Annotated in this window: 18 protein-coding genes; 13 read left to right on the top strand and 5 right to left on the bottom strand. The window is 72.1% G+C overall.

What is annotated here, in order from left to right; genetic code table 11:
• Positions 1 to 38 precede the first annotated feature (38 nt).
• Both Microterr_RS14160 and Microterr_RS14155 read left to right on the top strand, forming a co-directional pair.
• Positions 39 to 824 carry an IclR family transcriptional regulator domain-containing protein gene (locus tag Microterr_RS14160; RefSeq protein ID WP_263797205.1) on the top strand — a complete coding sequence of 262 codons (786 nt, stop codon included), beginning with the start codon at positions 39 to 41 and terminating at the stop codon, positions 822 to 824.
• A gap of 147 nt (positions 825 to 971) precedes the next feature.
• On the top strand, positions 972 to 1,880 hold the full coding sequence (locus Microterr_RS14155; protein WP_263797206.1) for a patatin-like phospholipase family protein: 909 nt from the start codon (positions 972 to 974) through the stop codon (positions 1,878 to 1,880).
• Between the two features lie 9 nt (positions 1,881 to 1,889).
• Here Microterr_RS14155 and Microterr_RS14150 read toward each other — a convergent pair whose 3' ends face one another.
• Complete coding sequence (locus Microterr_RS14150; protein ID WP_263797207.1) at positions 1,890 to 3,368, bottom strand: peptide MFS transporter; 1,479 nt, start codon at positions 3,366 to 3,368, stop codon at positions 1,890 to 1,892.
• Between the two features lie 20 nt (positions 3,369 to 3,388).
• The gene (locus Microterr_RS14145) at positions 3,389 to 4,828 is read right to left on the bottom strand and encodes an MFS transporter (protein ID WP_263797208.1); all 1,440 of its coding nucleotides are present in this window, start codon (positions 4,826 to 4,828) and stop codon (positions 3,389 to 3,391) included.
• A gap of 162 nt (positions 4,829 to 4,990) precedes the next feature.
• Between Microterr_RS14145 and Microterr_RS14140 the strand changes: the two genes are divergently transcribed.
• Positions 4,991 to 5,725, top strand: a complete 735-nt coding sequence (locus Microterr_RS14140) for a GNAT family N-acetyltransferase (RefSeq protein ID WP_263797209.1) — start codon at positions 4,991 to 4,993, stop codon at positions 5,723 to 5,725.
• Here the strand turns inward: Microterr_RS14140 and Microterr_RS14135 are convergent.
• Positions 5,713 to 6,090, bottom strand: a complete 378-nt coding sequence (locus Microterr_RS14135; protein ID WP_263797211.1) for a hypothetical protein — start codon at positions 6,088 to 6,090, stop codon at positions 5,713 to 5,715. The two genes, Microterr_RS14140 and Microterr_RS14135, sit on opposite strands and share 13 nt — an antisense overlap.
• A 149-nt stretch (positions 6,091 to 6,239) precedes the next feature.
• On the opposite strand from Microterr_RS14135, the gene Microterr_RS14130 reads away from it, so the two are divergent.
• The 7 genes from Microterr_RS14130 to Microterr_RS14100 are packed head-to-tail and all read left to right on the top strand — an operon-like array spanning position 6,240 to position 12,901.
• On the top strand, positions 6,240 to 7,142 hold the full coding sequence (locus tag Microterr_RS14130) for a cyclase family protein (protein WP_263797212.1): 903 nt from the start codon (positions 6,240 to 6,242) through the stop codon (positions 7,140 to 7,142).
• A gap of 26 nt (positions 7,143 to 7,168) precedes the next feature.
• The gene (locus Microterr_RS14125; protein ID WP_263797213.1) at positions 7,169 to 7,570 is read left to right on the top strand and encodes a hypothetical protein; all 402 of its coding nucleotides are present in this window, start codon (positions 7,169 to 7,171) and stop codon (positions 7,568 to 7,570) included.
• A 34-nt stretch (positions 7,571 to 7,604) separates the two neighbouring features.
• On the top strand, positions 7,605 to 8,738 hold the full coding sequence (menC, locus tag Microterr_RS14120; protein ID WP_263797215.1) for an o-succinylbenzoate synthase: 1,134 nt from the start codon (positions 7,605 to 7,607) through the stop codon (positions 8,736 to 8,738).
• 7 nt (positions 8,739 to 8,745) lie between these two features.
• Entirely contained in the window at positions 8,746 to 9,603 is an 858-nt protein-coding gene (locus Microterr_RS14115) for a hypothetical protein (RefSeq protein ID WP_263797217.1), read from the top strand.
• A 24-nt stretch (positions 9,604 to 9,627) separates the two neighbouring features.
• A complete protein-coding gene (locus tag Microterr_RS14110; protein ID WP_263797219.1) occupies positions 9,628 to 10,005 on the top strand; it encodes a DUF4870 domain-containing protein in 378 nt (125 codons plus the stop codon).
• Positions 10,006 to 10,031: 26 nt separating this feature from the next.
• Complete coding sequence (locus Microterr_RS14105) at positions 10,032 to 11,867, top strand: vWA domain-containing protein (protein WP_263797220.1); 1,836 nt, start codon at positions 10,032 to 10,034, stop codon at positions 11,865 to 11,867.
• Positions 11,868 to 11,878: 11 nt separating this feature from the next.
• Positions 11,879 to 12,901 carry a hypothetical protein gene (locus Microterr_RS14100; protein WP_263797222.1) on the top strand — a complete coding sequence of 341 codons (1,023 nt, stop codon included), beginning with the start codon at positions 11,879 to 11,881 and terminating at the stop codon, positions 12,899 to 12,901.
• 28 nt (positions 12,902 to 12,929) lie between these two features.
• Here Microterr_RS14100 and Microterr_RS14095 read toward each other — a convergent pair whose 3' ends face one another.
• Complete coding sequence (locus Microterr_RS14095; protein WP_263797224.1) at positions 12,930 to 14,018, bottom strand: class I SAM-dependent methyltransferase; 1,089 nt, start codon at positions 14,016 to 14,018, stop codon at positions 12,930 to 12,932.
• A 162-nt stretch (positions 14,019 to 14,180) separates the two neighbouring features.
• On the opposite strand from Microterr_RS14095, the gene Microterr_RS14090 reads away from it, so the two are divergent.
• The 3 genes from Microterr_RS14090 (at position 14,181) to Microterr_RS14080 (ending at position 17,528) form a co-directional block, all read left to right on the top strand.
• Complete coding sequence (locus Microterr_RS14090; protein ID WP_263797226.1) at positions 14,181 to 15,569, top strand: glycine--tRNA ligase; 1,389 nt, start codon at positions 14,181 to 14,183, stop codon at positions 15,567 to 15,569.
• A 160-nt stretch (positions 15,570 to 15,729) separates the two neighbouring features.
• On the top strand, positions 15,730 to 16,722 hold the full coding sequence (locus Microterr_RS14085; protein ID WP_263797228.1) for an ATP-binding cassette domain-containing protein: 993 nt from the start codon (positions 15,730 to 15,732) through the stop codon (positions 16,720 to 16,722).
• Positions 16,719 to 17,528, top strand: a complete 810-nt coding sequence (locus tag Microterr_RS14080; protein WP_263797229.1) for an ABC transporter permease — start codon at positions 16,719 to 16,721, stop codon at positions 17,526 to 17,528. Before Microterr_RS14085 ends, Microterr_RS14080 begins: the two co-directional genes overlap by 4 nt.
• A 25-nt stretch (positions 17,529 to 17,553) precedes the next feature.
• Here the strand turns inward: Microterr_RS14080 and Microterr_RS14075 are convergent, their stop codons facing one another.
• Positions 17,554 to 20,430 carry an ATP-binding protein gene (locus Microterr_RS14075; RefSeq protein ID WP_263797230.1) on the bottom strand — a complete coding sequence of 959 codons (2,877 nt, stop codon included), beginning with the start codon at positions 20,428 to 20,430 and terminating at the stop codon, positions 17,554 to 17,556.
• Between the last annotated feature and the right edge of the window lie 11 nt (positions 20,431 to 20,441).

Raw genomic sequence — 20,441 nt, 5'->3', positions numbered from 1 at the left:
TGCGCTCCTCGCTCGGCGGGCCGGGAGATGATGATCGGATGAGCATCGAACCCTCCGCCGACTTCGTGCAGTCGCTCGCCCGCGGCCTCGCGGTGATCCGCGCGTTCGATGCGGACAACGCGGAGCTCTCGCTCAGCGACGTGGCGCGCAGGGCCGAGCTTCCGCGCGCGGCCGCTCGCCGGTTCCTGCGCACGCTCGAGACGCTGGGCTACGTCCGTCCGTCGGCGGGGGCCGGGGCGACCGTGCGGTTCTCCCTCACACCCAAGGTGCTCGAGCTGGGGTTCAGCTACCTGTCGGCCCTCTCGCTGCCCGAGGTCGTGCAGCCCCACCTCGAGCGGCTCTCCCGGGAGGTCGACGAGTCCGTCTCGGCGGCCGTGCTCGACGGCGGCGACATCGTCTACATCGCGCGCGTCCCCACCCGCCGGATCATGAGCGTCCGCATCACGATCGGCACGCGCTTCCCCGCGTACGCCACGAGCATGGGCCGCGTGCTGCTCGCCGCGCTCCCCGAAGCCGCCCGCGCACAGGCGCTCGCCGACTCCGCGCTCGAGCACCTGACCGGGCGGACGATGACCGACCCGGCCGCGCTCGCTGCAGAGCTCGAGCGGGTGAGGGCGCAGGGGTGGTCCCTCGTCGACGGTGAGCTGGAGCCGGGGCTGCGCTCCGTCGCCGTGCCCGTGCACGGCCGCGACGGCGCGGTCGTCGCCGCGGTCAACGTGTCGACCAGCGCGACCCGCGACACGGTCGAGCACCTCACCGACGGGCATCTCCCGAAGCTGCGGGCCGCGGCATCCGCCATCGACGGCGAACTGCGCCTCGTCTGACCGTGCTACCGTCGACGTCGATCGTGATCCGCCGAGAGGAGGCCAGACCCATGAACGCATCACTCACCGTGGGCGCTCCCTCTCGTCCACGATCGCGCGACTGAGGTCGTCGCCGCCGGGAGCGCCTGCATCGCGAAAGGCACTCCCATGCACACTCCTTCCTCCCAGCCCCACTCGACCGCCCTCGTCCTCGGCGGCGGCGGCTCCACCGGCAACGCCTGGCTGATCGGCATCGTCGCCGGCCTGTTCGACGCCGGCCTCGACGTGACCGGTGCCGACCGCACGATCGGCACCTCCGCCGGCGCCACCGCGGGCGGCCAGCTGGCCGGCGCCTCACCCGCCGAACTGTTCAGGGCCACGCTCACCCCCGTCCCTCCGCAGCGGACCGCGGCGGTCGGGGCGACCGCCGCCCGCCCGCCCGTCCGAGGCCTGGACGACCACCTGGACAGGATGCGCGGGATCATCGCGACGTCCGAGGATGCCGCAGACTGGCGGCGCCGCATGGGCGCGGCGGCGCTCGAGGTCGACGCCGCGTCGGACGGGGCCCAGTCCGCACGGTGGCGGACCACCGTGGCCGGCCGGCTACCCGCCGACAGGTGGCCGGAGCGGATGCTGCTCCTCACCGCCGTGGACGCCCGCACCGGCGAGCCGGTGGTGTTCGACCGCGACAGCGGCGTCGGCCTGGCCGATGCCGTCGCGGCCAGCACGTCCGGGGGCGGCTTCGCCTACCGCATCGGCGAGGGCCGGTACATCGACGGCGGCTACCGTTCCAACGCGGAGAACGCCGATCTGGCGGCCGGCTGCGAGCGGGTGCTGGTGCTCTCGCCGCTCGGCGGACGCTCGCTGACGCCGGTCGAGTGGGGCACGCACCTGACCACGCAGGTCGACCGGCTCCGCGCGGGCGGAAGCCGCGTCGAGACGATCGTCCCCGACGCCGCGGCGGAGCACCTGTTCGGCGCCCGCGCGATGGACGGGACGCTGCGACCGGCCGCGGCTCAGGCCGGATACGACCAGGGACGCGAGCTCGTCACGCGGCTCGCCGACCTCTGGGCGTGACCCGCAGGCCTACCGGACCCCCCGCATGAGGGCGAGCACCGGCTTGACCGCCAGCAGCAGCGCGATGCCCAGGGCGATCGCGATGAAGCCGAGGATCGTGAAGTAGGGGACCTCGTTCGTCGGGTCGTAGAACTGCGCGAGCCAGCCGGCGATCGACGTGCCGAGCGCGACGGAGAGGAAGTACAGCGCGACCATCTGGGTGTGGAAGCTCTCGGGGGCGAGCTTCGTGGTGACGGACAGGCCCGGGGGCGAGATGAACATCTCGGCGATGGTGAAGACGAGCAGGATCAGCACGATCGCGATGAGCGGCGTCGAGTTCGGCGCGCCGTTCGCCCACGGGAGGAACAGCAGGAACGCGATGCCCATGACGATGGCGCCGAGCGCGAACTTCACGGGGGCGGACGGCTGCCGCGGACCGAGCTTCGTCCAGATCGCGGCGAACACCCCCGACAGGATGATGACGAAGACCGGGTTGATCGAGTTGACCCACGAGATCGGCATCTCCCAGCCGCCGATCATGCGGTTGAGCCGCTCGTCGGAGTAGATCGTGAGCACGGTGAACTGCTGCTGGTACAGCGACCAGAACCCGACGTTGACGATGAACAGCGGGATGAAGCTGAGGACGCGAGAGCGATCGTCCGCCGTGATCCGGTGCGATGACACGATGACGAAGAAGTAGGCGACCGCGGCGACGAGCGTGACGATGATGACGACGCTCGCCAGGTTGCGCGCATTGATGACGCCGAGGAGCACGAGCGCGACGATGACCACGATGCCCGCGATGCCGATGCCCACGACCAGGCCGTAGCGGTTGCGGGGGAGCGGGTTCGCGACGATCTTCGACGACTCGGGGAGCCGCTTGCGCCCGAACGAGTACTGCGTGAGCCCGATGGCCATGCCGACCGCCGCGGCGCCGAAGCCCCAGTGGAAGCCGACGTTGCTCTGCAGGAACCCGGTGATGAGGGGGCCGAGGAACGCGCCGACGTTGATGCCGAGGTAGAAGATCGAGAAGCCCGCGTCGCGCCGCAGGTCTCCGGGGGCGTAGAGCGTGCCGACGATCGCCGTGGCGTTGGCCTTGAGCCCGCCCGAGCCCAGTGCGACGAGGATGAGCCCGACGCCGAGGCCCCACACGTTCGGCAGGACGGCGAGGGCGATGTGCCCCGCCATGATGATGATCGCGCTGTAGAAGAGGACGCGCTCCGACCCGAGCAGGCGGTCGGCGAGCCACGCGCCGAGGATCGTGCACAGGTACACGGTGCCGCCGTAGGCGCCGACGATGCCCGTCGCGACCGCCTTGTCGATGCCGAGGCCGCCCTCCGCGACCGTGAAGTACATGTAGATGAGCAGGATGCCCTGCATGCCGTAGAAGCTGAAGCGCTCCCACATCTCCACGCCGAAGACCGTCGCGAGCGAACGCGGCTGGCCGAAGAAGCTGGTGTCCTTGTCGCCGGGGGCCGCCGAGGTCGCCACCGATTCTGTGCCGCTCATGGCGCCAGGGTATAGCCCTGTCAGCGCGGAAGGGAGGGGTGTCGCTCGCCGGCCGCCGCGCGACGCGGGATGCACAGGGCGAGCACGAACGCCACCACCGCAGCCACGCCGCCCAGCACGAACGACAGCTGGAAGGCGGTCGGCGAGGGCACCGGCATCCCGTCGAGCTCGGTCGTGTAGGTCGCGAGCACCGCGCCGATGACCGCGGCGGCCGTGCTCGTGCCGAGCGACCGGAACAGCGCGTTCAGGCCGTTCGAGGCGCCCGTCTCGTGCTGCGGAACCGAGCGCATGATCAGCATCGGCATCGCGGCGTAGCCGAATCCGATGCCCACGCCGATCCCGATGTTCGCGACGACCAGCTGCCAGACCTCGGTCGAGAACAGCAGCGTGAACGCGTACGACCCGACCAGCGCGAGGGCGCCCACGACGAGGAGCAGCTTCGGTCCGACGGTGCGCGCGAGCTGCCCGGAGAACGGCGACAGCACCATCATGACGAGGCCGGCCGGCATGACGACCAGGCTCGCCCCGAGCAGGGTCAGCCCGAACCCGCCCGCCGCGACCGGCAGCTCGAGCATCTGCGGGTACGACACGTTCGAGGAGAAGAGCGCGAACCCCATGGCGATGGATGCGAGGTTGGTCAGCAGCACGGGCCGCCTCGCCGCGACGCGCAGATCGAGCAGCGGCTCGTCGATGCGCAGCTCGTACCAGCCCCACAGCAGCAGCACCAGCACGCCGCCGATTCCGCACACGAGCACGGGCGCCGACGTCCAGCCCCACTCGTTCCCGCGCGACACCGCGAGCAGGATGCCGACGAGCCCGATCGCGAGCCCGGTCGCACCGAGGTAATCGAACCGGCCGGCGGTGCGCAGCACGCTCTCCGGGACGATCCACACGACGAGGGCGAAGACGACGACGCCGAGTCCGGCGGCCACCCAGAACAGCACGTGCCAGTCGCTGCGCTCGGTGATGAGCGCGCTGATCGGCAGGCCGAGGGCGCCGCCGACGCCGAGGGTCGCGCTGATGAGGGCGATCGCCGCGTCGACCCTGTTCTCGTGCAGCACGTCGCGGAGGATCGAGATGCCGAGCGGGATGACGCCCGTCACAGCTCCCTGGAGGGTGCGGCCGATGATGACGCCGACGATCCCGGGCGAGGCGGCCGCGATGACGGAGCCGACGACGAGGCTCGCCAGCAGCGCCAGGACGACCCGCTTCTTGCCGTACATGTCGCCGAGGCGGCCGGAGATCGGCGTGATGACGGCGGCGGCGACGAGGGTCGAGGTCACCACCCACGCGGTGTCCTCGCGGCTGGCGTTCAGCAGCTCGGGCAGCTTCGACTGGATCGGCACGACGAGCGTGAACATGAACGAGGACGCGAGCCCGGCGATGGCGAGCACCGCGACGATCGCGGACTGCGGCGAGGTGCGGGAGAGTCTGCGGCGCTCATCCTCGTCTCGACCCATCGGTCCAGGCTATCGGCGTGCGGACGGGGGTCGGGTCGGACGCGGCCCCCGGTCCGTCCCCGTCCGGACGTGTTCGCAACTCAGGCAGAACCGCGGATTCGGCCCCCTGGTGGCTTCCGGCTGACATATCTGCCTGAGTTGTGCGCGCACTAGCGTGGAGCCATGAGCGAGTCGTCCTTCGATGAGCCGGCCGGCATCCGCATCCGCCCCCTCGACACGGTCGAGCAGATCCACGCCGCATCCGCGGTGCTCGGCGAGGTCTGGGGCGGCGACCGGTCGGGAATGCCGCCGAATCTGCTGCGCGCGCTCGCCTATTCGGGCAACTACGCCGTGGGGCTGTATGACGGCGACCGCCTGATCGGCGCGTCCGTCGCGTTCTTCGGGCCGCCGGCATCCCGCACGATGCACTCACACATCACGGGCGTGCTGCCGGGGTATCAGCGGCACGGCTTCGGCCGCCTGCTGAAGCAGCATCAGCGGGAGTGGGCCTTCGCCCGCGACGTCGGCCACATCACGTGGACCTTCGACCCGCTCGTCGCCCGCAACGCCCACTTCAACCTGCTGGTGCTCGGCGCCCAGGTGACCGACTACCTCGTGAACCAGTACGGGGCGATGGACGACGGCGTGAACCGGGGCGACGAGTCCGACCGGCTCATGGTGACCTGGGCGCTCGCCGCGGCGCGGCCGCACGCACCCGCTGACGACCGGATCGCGGCGACGGTCGCGATCCCGCGCGACATCGAGGCGATGCGCACCGATGACCCGGGCGAGGCGGATGCCTGGCGCCGGCGCGTGCGCGGCGAGTTCGAGCGGCTGCTCGGCGACGGGCTCGTCGTGGCCGGGTTCCGCGACGAGGCGGGATACCTGTTCGTGCGACCCGAGGGTCAGAACACGTAGACCTGACCGAGGATCAGGATCGCGATGAAGAAGGCGGCGGCGATCGCGCCGATGATCGCGAGCGTGCGGCCCGACAGCTTCGCGACTCCCCAGCCGACGAGGAACGGCAGCGCGAAGAGCATGATCGCGACGAGCCACCAGAAGGCCACGTAGCCGCCGGTGGTCGCCTCCGAGAGCCGGCCCGCGAACAGCTGCTGCGACACCGGGTGGGTGGCGTAACGCACGGCGGCGGAGATCGGGACGGCGACGAAGACGAAGACGATGAGACCGATCAGCGCGCCCCAGAGTGCGGGGCTGCCGTTGTCGCTCAGGACGCCGCCGCGGAGTTCGGTTTCCTGATGCCGTGAGTTCTTGGTCGCTGCCATGGCCCGAGCCTAGCGGCGGCACGGTCCGGCGCGCTCGACGGCGGCCCGAGTGTCCGCGCCCGCCTCGCGTCTGCCATCCTGCGGCGGCGAACTGCCGACCCTGCCGCGCGCGGCGGGCACCGCATCCGCCCGCCCGTAGGCTGACGCGCATGCCCGAGTATCGCGCCCACTTCGACTTCGACATCCGGTTCGCGAACGGCGGCGGTCTCGCCGGCGTCGGCTTCCGGCTCGATCTGCCCGACGCCGCGACGACGGAGGCGGAGATCGGGATGCTGCTGGTCCGGCACCTCGGCCTCGCGCTGGTCGACGAGGTCGAGCTGCGCGGGGTGCGCATCGTCGAGGAGCCGCATCGGGGCAGCCGCGGCGTCGAGGTCGAGCGTGCGGCCAGTCGGATCGTCGACCTCAGCCACCCGATCCGCGCCGGCCTGGTGACCTACCCCGGTCTGCCCGCGCCGACCATCACGCCGCACCTCACCCGTGCCGACTCGCGCGCGAAGTACGCCCCGGGGACCGAGTTCGCGATGGACGTCATCCACATGATCGGCAACACGGGCACCTACCTCGACTCGCCGTTCCACCGATACGCCGAAGGCCCCGACCTCGCCGGGCTCGACCTCTCGAGCCTCGTCGGCCTGCGGGCCGAGGTGTTCCACCTCGAGGACTCGTGGGATGCGTCGGCCCGCGGCATCCGCGCCGAGACCCTCGCCGACCGTGACCTCCGCGGCGCCGCAGTGCTGCTGCACACCGGATGGGACCGCCTCTTCGGCACTCCCGAATACGGCGCGGGCGCCCCCTTCCTCACCGGCGCGGCCGCGCAGTGGCTCATCGACGCGGGGGCGGTGCTCGTGGGCATCGACTCGGTCAACATCGATGACACCGAATCGGGCGGCGAGCGCCCGGCGCACAGTCTGCTGCTCGGCGCGGGCGTGCACGTCGTCGAGCACCTCACCCACCTGGGCGAGCTGCCGCCGAGCGGCGCCCGCTTCACGGCGGCACCGCCGGCGATCGAGGGCTTCGGCACGTTCCCGGTGCGCGCCTTCGCCGAGCTGTGACCGGCGGACGCCGGTAGCGTGGCGGGATGATCCCGCCCGACTGGACTCCGCACCGCCGTGACGACGGCGAGCTCGTCGGCTGGATCCGCCCGGCCGGCGACGACTGGGCGGCGGTCGACCTGTTCGGCCGCGACGTGTCGGAGGCTGTCGACTGGCTCGACGCCGAGGCGGTGCTCGAGGCGCACGGCATCGGCTGGCTCGCCGACATCTGGATGCTGGACGGCCGGGCCGATGCGCCCCTGCGGGTGCGGGTGGTCGAGGTGACGCCGGGCGGCAGCGGCGAGGCCGGGCGAGTGGTGGTCAAGCTCGACGACGGGGGCGCCGTCGGCGGTCCGCCCACACGCCGATTCACCCTGCCCTGGCCGGCGCCGGCGACACTGCGGCCCCCGCGTCAGGGAGATCCGTCCGGGCTGACCCTGTTCGGCTAGCGCCCGCGCTCCGCGCCGCGGCTAGCCTGGGCGCATGCCCATCGCCCGGCCCGCCGCATCCATCGCTCTGCAGGGATTCGAGCTGCGCGTGCTGCACCTGCCGCTCGTCTCGCCCTTCACGACATCGTTCGGCACCGAGACAGTGCGCGAGGTCATCGTCGTGCGCGCGCTGACCGATGACGGCGACGGGTGGGGCGAGATCGTCACCGGGGCGGCGCCGCTGTATTCGAGCGAGTACACGCAGAGCGCGTGGGACGTCGCGACGCGCTTCCTCACCCCGGCCCTGCTCGAGCGCGGCACCCTCGCGCCCGAGGACGTCGCGGGGGTGCTGCGTCCGTTCATCGGGCACCGCATGGTCAAGGCGGGGCTCGAGCTCGCCGTCCTCGACGCGGCCCTGCGTGCGGAGGGGCGCCCGTTGGGCGAGTACCTCGGCGCGGTGCGCGACCGGGTGCCGAGCGGCGTCTCAGTCGGGATCCAGAGCGACCCCGCGGCATTCGTGGACGCGGTGGGCGGGTACCTCGACGAGGGGTACGTGCGCATCAAGATCAAGATCAAGCCGGGCCGCGACATCGCCGAGACGGCGGCCGTGCGGGCGGCGTTCGGGGGGATCCCGCTGCAGGTCGACGCCAACTCCGCCTACACACTGGCCGACGTCGAGACGCTGGCCGAGCTCGACGCGTTCGACCTGCTGCTCATCGAGCAGCCGCTGCAGGAGGACGACATCGTCGACCATGCGACGCTGGCCCGGCATCTGCGCACGCCGGTGTGCCTGGACGAGTCGATCGTCTCGGCCAAGGCCGCCGCCGACGCCCTGGCACTCGGGGCCACCTCGGTGATCAACGTCAAGGCGGGGCGCGTGGGCGGGTACCTCGAGGCCGTGGCGATCCACGACCTGTGCCGCGACGCCGGCGTGCCGGTGTGGTGCGGCGGCATGCTCGAGACGGGGATCGGGCGAGCCGCGAACGCGGCACTCGCCGCGCTGCCCGGCTTCACGCTCCCGGGCGACGTGTCGGCGTCGAGCCGTTTCTACACCCGCGACATCGTCACCGAGCCCGCGGTGCTCGAGGACGGGCACGTGCGGGTGCCGACCGGCCCGGGCCTCGGCGTCGAGATCGACCAGGCCGCGCTCGACGACGTGACCGTCGAGCGGGTCCTCGTGCGGCGGTAGCCCGAGCATGCGCAGCCACGGCACGGCGGTCGCGGGCATCGCCCTCGCAGCAGTCGCTCTCGCCCTGACCGGATGCGCGCCGGACGCCGCGGCGCCGCCGGCGCTGCCGGACGGGGTGGTCGTGTCGTTCCTGCAGCTGCGCTCGGACGTCGCGGCGCACCAGGGGCAGGTGCGGGTCGACAACGGCTCCGAGCAGCCGCTCGAGATCGGGCAGGTGGCGGTCACCGATCCCCGGTTCGACGGCGCCGCGACACGGGTGATCGCCGACCGCACCACGGTGCTGGCCCCCGGTGGGTCGGTGGACATCCGCATCCAGCTCCCTGAGATGGACTGCGCGGTCTCGGACGGCACCATGACGCTGCGGATCGACGACCTCTCGGGACACGGGCGGGAGGGCCCGCTGGCGGACCCGCTCGAGGTCATCGGCCAGCTGCACGATCGCGAATGCCGCCTGCAGCAGTTCGCCGCAGCCGCCGACCTCGGCTTCACCGGCTTCCGGCCATCGCCGGCCGGAGAGCCGGCCGAGCTCGACCTGACGATCACGCCCACCGGCCGCGGCGGCACGGGCACCGTCGTCGGCGTGCAGCGCACGAACCTCATCGACTTCGACGCCGAGACCCGCGACGGCGCCTACCCGCTCGACCTCGTCGTCGACGCGGCCGGCGCGCCCGTCACCGTGACCCTGCCGATCGTCCCGTTCCGCTGCGACCCGCACGCGGTGCAGGAGGACAAGCGGGGCACGATCTTCGACATCCGCCTCGACCTGGAGGGGGATGCCGGCGAGGTCGAGCTGTTCGTGGGTGAGGAGATGCGCGGCCACATCCTCACCTGGGTCGCCGATTGGTGCGGCTTCGGGGGCGGATGACCGCCCGCCCCCTAGGCTGAACCCATGACGACGCAGCCCCCGCAGCCGCCGTACGGCGGTGCCGCCCAGCCCCAGCCGATGACCCCCGCCGACGAGAAGCTCTGGGCGACGCTCGTGCACGTCGGCGGACTGTTCTTCTCGTTCTTCCCCGCCCTCATCGGCTACCTCGTGCTGCGCGACCGCGGACCGTTCATCCGCGCCCACACCGCGACCGCGCTGAACTTCCAGATCACCCTGGCCATCGCCGGCCTGGTCGGCTCGGTGCTCGTCGTGATCGGCATCGGCATCCTCATCCTGATCGCCGTGTGGGTGGTCAGCCTGGTGTTCTCGATCATCGCCGCGGTGAAGGCGAACCAGGGGCAGTGGTACACCTACCCCCTGACCATCACTTTCGTCAGCTGACGCCCTTCTCGACGTACTCTGGGGCCATGGCACCGCGCTCTTCGCGATCCTCCGCCCGCACCGCCGCGCGCCGGACCGGCATCGGGCTGCTGGCGATCGTCGCGGTGGGACTGACCGGATGCTTCGGCTCCGGCGATCCGGACGCGTTCGGCGACGGCGACTTCGTCGACGACGGGTGCACCAGCATCGTGGTGGCCACCTCGTCCGAGAAGGTCAACATGCTCGACGCGCTCGCCGACGCCTTCAAGGAGTCGCCCGAGCACGACGCCCTCGACGAGTGCGCCACCGTCCATCCGATCAACGTCTCCTCCGGTGAGGCCACCCGCATCCTGACCGCGGGCGGGGACTGGCCCGACGAGGACACCCGCCGTTGGCCGACGATGTGGTCGCCGGCCTCGACGGTGTGGACCGAGCGGGTCGCGGCCGCCGCATCCCCCTCCCTCGTCGGTGAGCCCGCCTCCTTCACGCACACGCCCGTCGTGTTCGGGGTGCCCGAGCCGATGGCGAAGGCGCTCGGATGGCCCGACGCCGAGATCGGCATCGCCGACTTCGAGGAGCTGTGCGCCGACCCCGACGGCTGGGCGAGCGTCGGCAAGCCGCTCTGGGGGTCGTTCAAGATCTCCAAGACCAACCCGAACACCTCGACGACCGGCCTGTCCGCGATCCTCATGCAGTCGTACGAGGCGGCAGGCAAGACCGACGGCCTGACCGCGGATGACGTCGCCGCGGCCGCCGACTTCTCGCGGGTGTTCGAGGAGTGCGTGATCCACTACGGCGACACCACCGGCAAGGTGCTGACGACGCTGTACGACGAGACCCAGAACGGCGCCAGCGGCTCCGGCTACGTCTCGGCGGTCGCGCTGGAGGAGACCTCGCTGCTCAACTACAACCAGGGCAACCCCGACTCGCACACCGTGCAGCCGGGGGAGAAGCTCACCCCGCCCAAGGAGAAGCTCGTCGCGGTCTACCCGTCCGGCGGGTCGATCTGGTCGGACAACCCCATCACGGCGCTCGGCGCCGACTGGGTCACCGACGTGCAGGCGGAGGGCGGCGCCGCGTTCGCCGCGTTCCTGCAGACCGATGCCGCGCAGAAGATCCTCCCCGACTACGGCTTCCGGCCGCTCGACGAATCCGTGCCGCTCGGCGACCTGTTCACTGCCGCGTACGGCGTGGACCCCGCCGGGCCCGCGGTGACGCTGCCCAAGCCGGGCGTCGAGGTGGTCTCGGCCGCGATCGACCAGTGGACGCAGATCCGCAAGCCCTCCTCGGTGCTCGAGGTGATCGACATCTCGGGCTCGATGGACGAGGCGATCGGCGACGGCCGCTCGAAGCTCGACGGCGCGATCGAGGGCGCGCAGGCCACCCTCGGCCACTTCCGCTCCAGCGACGAGGTCGGCGTCTGGGCGTTCACCACCGGTGTCAGCTCGACCGCCGGCGAGAACCTCGTCGTCCTGCGCGACGTGGAGCCCCTCGCCTCCGACCGCGAATCGCTCGACACCTCTCTCGCCGACCTGCGCTACGCGCAGCGTGAGGGCACGCCGCTGTACGACGCGGTCGCCGCCGCGTACGACGAGATGACCGCCCGCGCCGAGCCCGGTCGCATCAACGCGATCGTGCTGCTGTCGGACGGGCAGGACACCGACTCGTCGATCTCGCTGGACTCGCTGATCGCTCGGATCGGCAAGGCCTCCGGCGAGGGCGGCGACGACGCGCCCGTGCGCATCTTCCCGATAGCGTACGGCGAGGGGGCCGACACCGGTGCGCTCGCGCGCATCGCCGAGGCGACCGGCGGTCAGTGGTTCGACGCTTCGGACGCCGCGAAGATCGACCTCGTCTTCGCCTCGGTCATCAACAACTTCTGAGCGGACGAGGGATGCTGCTGCTCACCGCCGACGCCGGCTACATCGACGAGGCCGCCGCGGCCCTCGCCGACGACAACGTCTACGTCTCCGCCGAAGTTCCTGACGCGGCGGCCCTGCACGATCAGCTGTCGGCCGCCGTCGGAGACGAGTCGATCGGCGTCGCGGTGTTCTCCGACAACGCCGCCCTCGAAGCATCCGGCCCGGAGATCGTCTCCGAGCTCGCCGCGGCCCACCCCGAATGCGAGACGATCATCGTCGCGGTCGGAGACGACCTCTCCGCGGGCTCGCGGGTGCTCGCCGCGGGTGAGGCTGCCCGGCTCGCCAACGAGGCCGAGTCCTCGGGCGCCGATGTCGACGGCGCCCTGACCGAGACCATCCAGGGCGTGATCGCGCAGGCGCCGGAGCCGGAGGCCGGTGTCGACGCCGGCCCCTTCATCGGCATCGCCCTCGCCGTCGCCGCGGTGGCCGCGGCCGGCGCCGTGCTCTTCGGGGTGGCCCGCTCCCGCCGATCGCGATCGCGCTCGACCGGGCACCGGCCGATTCCCGACCGCATCCGCCCGCTCGTCGCCCGTCTCACCGCGCTCAGCGGGGAGTACGCGGCCGCGGGCGCCGCCGGGAACGCGGTGGCCGCGGAGGTCGCCGCCGATGCCGCGACGATCGCGCAGAACACCACCGAGCTGTTCGAGCGTCTCGACCGCAAGGGCGACGAGGGCCAGCGCGAGATCGTCGCCGTCGAGTACGGGGAGACGCTGCGCAAGGTCACCGCCGCCCTCGACAGCGACTACCTGCTCGACATCCTGCGCCACCCCGACCTGTGGGACGACCCGGGCGAGCGGATCCGTGAGGTGCGCACGGCGGTGTCGGCCTTCTCGGCGGAGCTGGTCGAGAACATCAAGCAGGTCAACGCGCGCCGCGGCCTCCACTTCCAGGTCTCGCTCGACGGACTCATCGGACGCCGCACGGAGCTGCAGGCGTGGGACCGCGAGTTCGGCAAGGCGTCGGAGGGCGACGGCGACGCACGCCCCACGGGCTGAGTGGGCGGACCGTCGTCGGAGGGGCGCCTCAGCGCTCGAGCAGCGAGAAGCGGAACGCGGCGAACCCCTCGATCGGCAGCACCGTCACGCCGGTGAACCCGGCCTCGCGCGCGTAGCGCTCGAGCGTCTCCGTCCGCATCACCGTGCCTGTGCCGACCGACCCTTCGGTCGAGAGCGAATCGGGCAGGCAGATCAGCAGGCTGTATGTGTACATCACCCGCTCGACGTCGTCGCCGTCCGGGGCGAAGGCGTCGGCCACGGCCTCGTCCATGATCACCACCACGCCGTCGGGGCGCACGGCGCGGTGCAGAGCGGTGAGCACCGCGACCGGATCGGGCAGGTCGTGCAGCGCCTCGAACACGAAGGCGGCGTCGTAGCGTCCGGCGCCGTCGGCGTCGAGCTGCTCCCCCCGGCGCAGCTGGAACGACGCGGACCCGACGCCCGCCTCGGCCGCGTGCGTCCGCGCCGCGGCGATCGAGGGCTCGTCGACGTCGAATCCGGCCACGGTGGCGTCCGGGTACGCCCGCGCGAGGGCGATCGTCGACCACCCGTGGCCGCAGCCGACGTCCGCGATGCGGGCACCGGGCCGCGAGAGCACCTGGTGCACCGCGGGAACCGATGCCAGAGCCCCGGCCAGCGCCGACTCGAACCAGGGGCGGTTGATGTCGCCCTGCGCGTCGCGCGCGTCGGCGCCGTAGGCCGCCCAGCCGACGCCGCCGCCTGCGCGGTAGGCGCTCAGGAGTTCGGGCATGCGGGTCGCGGCGGCCACCAGCATCCGTGCGAGAGGAGCGCTGAACGCCAGTGAGCCGGGGTCGGCGAGGACCTCGGCGTGCGCGGCGGGGAGCACGAAGCGCGGGTCGCCGGCGGTGCTGTCGACGGTGAGGATGCCCGCGACCGCCTGCTGCTCCAGCCACTCGCGTGCGTAGCGCTCGTCCAACCCGGTGCGCTCGGCGAGCGCGGCGACCGTCGCGGGCGCGTCGACGAGGGCGCGGTAGAGGCCGAGGCGGTCGCCGACGTAGATCGACAGCGACTCCATTCCGCCCAGGAATCGCGAGAAGATGTCATCCGCGAACGCCGCCACCTGCTCGCCGGCGTCCTCGCCGTCCGCGTCGTGCATCTCGTCTCCCCCCGACGCGGCACATGGTAGCCCGCGCGCATCGGGTGCGCCACGGGGCGGACGGATGCGGCCGGGCCACCGCGACTAGAATCGAACAGGCCGCTTGCTCGCGGCATCCGCGCGAATCCGCGCCTTCTCACTCTCCCGACCATTGGAGCCACCGTGGCCGAGCAGTCCCGCCTCGACAAAGTCATCGCCCTCGCCCGTCACCGCGGGTTCGTCTTCCAGGCGGGCGAGATCTACGGCGGTTCCCGCTCAGCATGGGACTACGGCCCCCTCGGCACCGAGCTCAAGGAGAACATCCGCCGCCAGTGGTGGCAGACGTTCGTGCGCGGCCGCGGTGACATGGTGGGCCTGGACTCGTCGGTCATCCTGCCGAAGCGCGTGTGGGAGGCGTCGGGTCACGTCGCCACCTTCACCGACCCGCTGGTCGAGTGCCTGCAGTGCCACAAGCGCTTCCGCGCCGACAACCTCATCGAGGACTTCGAGGCCCGCAAGGGCCGCACGGCCGAGAACGGCCTCGCCGACGTGCCGTGCCCGAACTGCGGCACGAAGGGCCAGTACACCGAGCCCAAGGCGTTCTCCGGCCTGGTCAAGACCTACCTCGGCGTCGTCGACGACGAGTCGGGCCTGCACTTCCTGCGCCCGGAGACCGCGCAGGGCATCTTCGTGAACTTCACCAACGTGCTCACGGCGAGCCGCAAGAAGCCCCCGTTCGGCATCGGCCAGGTCGGCAAGGCGTTCCGCAACGAGATCACGCCGGGCAACTTCATCTTCCGCACGCGCGAGTTCGAGCAGATGGAGATCGAGTTCTTCACGCCCCCGGCCGAGGCTCCGCAGTGGTTCGACCACTGGGTGGCCGCGTGCTGGGAGTGGTTCATCGACCTCGGCATCGACCCGGAGAACATGCGCCAGTTCGACGTCCCGGAGGACGAGCGGGCGCACTACTCCGCCGGCACGATCGACTTCGAGTACCGCTTCGGCTTCCCCGGCAAGGAGTGGGGCGAGCTCATGGGTGTCGCCAACCGCACCGACTACGACCTGTCCAGCCACACCGAGGCATCGGGCCAGAGCCTCAGCTACTTCGACCAGGCGTCCGGCGAGAAGTACACCCCGTACGTCATCGAGCCGTCGTTCGGCCTCACCCGGTCGATGATGGCGTTCCTCGTCGACGCGTACCGCGAGGAGCAGGTGCCCAACGCCAAGGGCGGCACCGACACGCGCACGGTGCTGAAGCTGGACCCGCGTCTCGCGCCCGTCAAGGTCGCCGTGCTGCCGCTATCGCGCAACGAGAACCTCTCGCCGCTGGCCCGCCGGGTCGCCGACGAGCTGCGCGCCGCCGGCTGGAACACCGACTTCGACGACGCCGGCGCCATCGGCCGTCGCTACCGCCGGCAGGACGAGGTCGGCACGCCCCTGTGCGTCACGATCGACTTCGACTCGCTCGACGACCACGCGGCGACCGTGCGCGACCGCGACACGATGGCGCAGGAGCGCGTGCCCCTCGAGGGCCTGCGCGCCTACCTCGCGGAGCGGCTCAAGGGCGCCTGACCGCGTTCCACCCCGTTTACGGTCACGACACGCCGCTTCGTGCTTCAACGAAGCGGCGTGTCCGTCCGTAAACGGGGTGGGGGGTGGCGCGACAGCGCGGCGACAGTGATCGGGGCACCGTGACAGCGGGGTGACAGCGGGGCGCGCGCATCGTGGAGGCATGACAACTTCCACTTCATTCGCGGTGCGCGCCGAAGGGCTCGTCAAGACCTTCGGAGACAACCGCGCGGTCGACGGCGTCGACCTCACGGTCGAGGCCGGCACCGTCTACGGCGTGCTCGGCCCGAACGGCGCGGGCAAGACCACCACGATCAGCATGCTCGCGACACTGCTGCGCCCAGACGGCGGTCGAGCCGAGATCTTCGGGCACGACGTCCAGCGCGAGGCGCAGATCGTCCGCCAGCTCGTCGGCGTGACGGGCCAGTACGCCTCCGTCGACGAGACGCTCTCCGCGACCGAGAACCTCGTGCTCTTCTCTCGTCTGCTCGGGCTCTCCCGGGCCGACTCCCGCCGCAAGGCCGCCGAGCTGCTCGAGGAGTTCGGCCTGACCGAGGCAGCCAAGCGTCCGCTGAAGAACTTCTCGGGCGGCATGCGGCGGCGCCTCGACCTCGCGGCATCCCTCATCGCCCATCCGCCCCTCATCTTCCTCGACGAGCCGACCACGGGCCTCGACCCGCGGACCCGCGCTCAGATGTGGGAGACCATCCGTCGCCTCGTCGCCAACGGCTCCACGGTGCTGCTGACGACGCAGTATCTCGATGAAGCCGACCAGCTCGCCGACCGCATCGCGGTCATCGACACGGGCAGGGTCGTCGCAGAGGGCACCCCCGACGAGCTCAAGGGCTCGATCGGAACCTCGAGCCTGCAGCTGCGTCCCGCGGACCCGGCCGACGTCGACGACGTCCGCATCGCGGTCGAGCGCGTGCTCGGCGTGACGGCCACGGTGACGCCCGAAGCGGCGCGGCTGACCGCGCCGATGCAGGACCCCGACCTGGTGACCGACCTGCTCGTCACCCTGCGCGAGTCCGGCATCCGCCTCGCTGAGATGAGCGTGCAGAAGCCGACGCTCGACGAGGTCTTCCTCACCCTGACGGGTCACGGAGTCGTCGACTCCGAGAAGCCCGAGGCCGCGCTCGAAGGGAGCCGCGCATGACCACTGCAGTCCTCACCTCGACCATCCCGCTGAAGAACCACGTGAGCATCGGTCAGTCCGTCCGCAACTCGCTGACGATGGCAGGCCGCGGACTCATCAAGATCCGGCGGACGCCCGAGCAGCTCATCGACGTCACCGTGCAGCCCATAATCTTCACCGTGATGTTCGCGTACATCTTCGGCGGTGCGATCGCCGGCAGTGTCGGGAGCTACCTCCCCTACCTGCTGCCCGGCATCCTCGTGCAGACCGTCATCACGACCTCCGTCGTGACGGGCGTGCAGCTGCGCGAGGACATGGAGAAGGGCGTCTTCGACCGGTTCCGGTCGCTTCCGATCGCACGCGTCGCTCCGCTCGCGGGTGCGCTGCTGGCCGACACGCTCCGCTACGCGATCGCGACGACGCTCACCTTCGCGACCGGGTACGTCATGGGCTACCGGCCCGCGGCCGGTCTCGGCGGCGTCGTCGCCGCGGGCCTTCTGGTCATCGGCGCGGCGTGGGCGCTCAGCTGGATCTTCGCGTTCTTCGGGGTCATTGCCCGCACCGCCGCGTCGGTGCAGGGCATCTCGTTCCTCATCCTGTTCCCGCTGACGTTCCTCTCGAACGCGTACGTCCCGACCGACACGCTGCCGCCCGCACTCGAATGGTTCGCCGAGATCAACCCGGTCTCGCACCTCGTGTCCGCCGCGCGCGCGCTGACAATGGGCACCGAGGCCGGAGCCGACATCATGGCGACCATCATCGGTGCGGCCGTCGTCGTCGCGGTCTTCGCCCCGCTGACGGTGCGAGCGTACATGCGCAAGGCATAGCGGATGCTGCGCCCGGCCGTGCTGATCACTCCAGCAGGGCCGCCAGCGCGGTGAGGTCGGACGCGGCGTCGGAGGTCTCCTCCGGCGCCGCGTCCAGCTGCGTGCGCAGGCGTCGCAGGAACGGGTCGGCCTCGTCGGCCCGTCCGCGCAGCGACGCGGACACCGCCAGCGCACGGTGCGCGTCAGCATCCCGCCCCTCCGCGGCCAGCCAGCCGGCCAGGCTCAGCGCGACGTCGGCCAGGATGGGCTGATCGCCGCTGCGCTGCGCCGCGGGGATCACCCGCCGCAGCACCTCGCGCGCCTCGTCGCGGCGGCCGAGCAGCAGCAGGGCCTGCGTGCGGCGCGACCCCGCCCACCCGATCATCTGGTCGGGGTAGCCGCCTTCGAACTCCGGATCCAGCGCGTCGAGCTCGGCGAGGGCCGCTGCACCGTCGCCCGCGGCGATCTCCACCGTCGCGGCATTCATGCGCGCCTGGCCGATCGCCCTGGCCGAGCCGTCCTCGTCGGCGAGCGCCTGGATCTGGCCGAGCCGCACTCGCGCGTCATCGATCCGTCCGAGGCGCAGCAGCAGGTTCACGCCCTGCGCGCGCTGCTGCACGACGTCAGTGATCGAGGTCAGCCCGGTGAGCCCGGCCGTCGACGCATCGGCGACCGCGAGCGCCTCCTCCAGGCGGCCCTCGAGCATGAGCCACTCCGAGCGCATCTGGCTCGAGAAGGCGATGCCCCACCGGTCATCCAGCGCCAGGAACATCGTCAGCGCCTGCTCGCTCTCGCGGCCGAGGGTGTCGACGTCCCCGCTGTTCTGGGCGATCGCCGACCGGAGCATCGCGATGAACGCGCGCGTCCAGGCCGGGGTGCTGTCGCCGGTCAGCTCGGGGATGTGGAAGCTGAGCGGCGGCCACGCGGACCGGCTCTCGCCGTCCCTCTCGCTGTCGCGCATGGCGGCTGCCGCGCCCGCCAGCAGCGGGGGGACGGCGGCGGCGAGCTCGGACGGGTGCCGCTCCGCGGCCTCGGTGAGCCCCTGCCGCAGGGACTCGAAGTCTCCGGCCGCGTCCGCTGCGAACGCGGTCGCCTCCGCGCCGAAGCCGCCGGCGGCCGCCACGGTCGCGAACAGCAGCGCGATCCCGCCGACGACGACGGCGGCCTCCGAGTCGAGGGGCAGGTCGGGCCGGCCGAAGTCGCGCATCCCGGCCTGCAGCTCCTCGAACCGCTCGCGCATCATCCACGCCCACAGCGACCCCCGGACGAGGCGCACGCCGGTCATCCGGTCGCCGGACGGCCCGCTGCTCGTGCGGAGCGCGGCGGAGAGGTTCTCGTCGTTGGCGTCGAACCAGGCCAGCCCCCTGCGGACGCCCGGGCCGCGGAGCATGGCGTCGTGGGCGGCGGCGAGGCCGGCCATGACCTCGGCCTGCCTTGCGCGGAACTGCGCCTCGAGGCCCTGCGCCCTGAGCCTGTCGATACCGTACTCGCGCACCGTCTCGAGGGTGCGCAGGCGCCCATCGCTCCGGCGCAGCAGGGAGCGGTCGACGAGCTGGTCGAAGGCGAGGCGGTCGACGCCCGCGGCCGTGGCGACGGCGGCGAGGTCGGTCACGCCGATGCCGTCGGGGAACACGGCGGCGGTCAGCAGTGCGGTGCGCTCGTCGGGCCCGAGCGTCTCCCAGCTCCAGTCGATGAGGGCGCGCAGCGTGCGATGCCGTGGCTCGATCGCCTGCGGACCGGTCGCGAGCAGCGCGAACCTGTCGTCGAGACCCTCGTCCACCTCGGCGATCGAGAGGGTGCGCGTCTTCGCCGCCGCCAGCTCGAGCGCGAGCGGGAGGCCGTCGAGGCGCCGGACGATACGTCGTGCCGCATCCGCCTCCGCGTCGCTCGGCGCCGTGCCGCGGGCCGCGCGCACGCGCCGCCGGAACAGCTCGTCCGCGTCGTCGTCGGGCAGAGGCCCCAGGGCCACGAACGCCTCGCCTGGCGCGCCGAGCGGCTCACGGCTGGTCGCGAGGACGCGTGCCGTGCCGACGGACTGCAGCAGGTCGACGGCCACCTCGGCGGCTTCGCGCGAGAGGTGCTCGCAGTTGTCGAGCACGACCAGCACCGTGCGTCCCTCCAGGGCGAGCAGGGTGCGCTCCCGCGATCCGGACGGCAGGAGCGTGTCGGAGAGCCGGATGCTGCGGCCGGCGGCGCCGGCCACCACCGTCCACACCTCGCCGGGTGCCGCCGGTGCGAGTTCGACGAACACCGTCGCCCCCTCCTGGCGGCGGGCCGTCTCCAGGGCGAGCGTCGTCTTGCCCGCGCCGCCCGGGCCGATCAGGGTGACGAGGCGCTCCGCGGCGATCTGCTCCCGGATCGCGTCGAGCTCGTCGAGCCGCCCGACGAGCGGTGTGAGCGCGGCGGGAATCGTCGTGGCCACGGGCATCGCGGCGGTCGCCTGCCCAGAGCCGGCCGCCCGCGCGAGCCGCTCGGCGTGCGCGCGGTCCTCCAGCAGGTCGCGGATCACCCAGTCGAAGCCGTCGCCGGGTGTCCACGGGTCGCCCGACCAGAGCGTGAGGGCGTCCCGCGCCGCCGCGGCGGCAGCGGCGGGCGCGCTCTCCGCGCGGGCCCGCGCGACGAGGTCCTGGAACCGGGTCAGGTCGATCTCGGCCCGGTCGAGGGCGAGCCGGTAGCCGCCGGGCACGGCCTCGATGACCCCGGCCGGCAGCGCGCGGCGCAGCCGTGACACGAGCGACTGGAGCGCCGCCCGTGGGTCCTCGGGCGCGTCGTCCGGCCAGACGTCTTCGGCGAGCGCGCGGTAGCCGACCGTGGTGCCGGCGTCGATGGCGAGCCGGAAGAGCAGCGACTCCTGCCCGCGGCCGCGCACGGCGGGCGCGTCGGCGTCGTCGATGACGAACCCGCCGAAGTACCTCAGTCGCACGGAGTCAACTG

It is taken from the genome of Microbacterium terricola (assembly GCF_027943945.1).
Lineage (GTDB): Bacteria > Actinomycetota > Actinomycetes > Actinomycetales > Microbacteriaceae > Microbacterium > Microbacterium terricola.
Note: the sequence above shows the minus strand (reverse complement) of the source record. Positions and strands in the feature narration are given on the sequence as shown.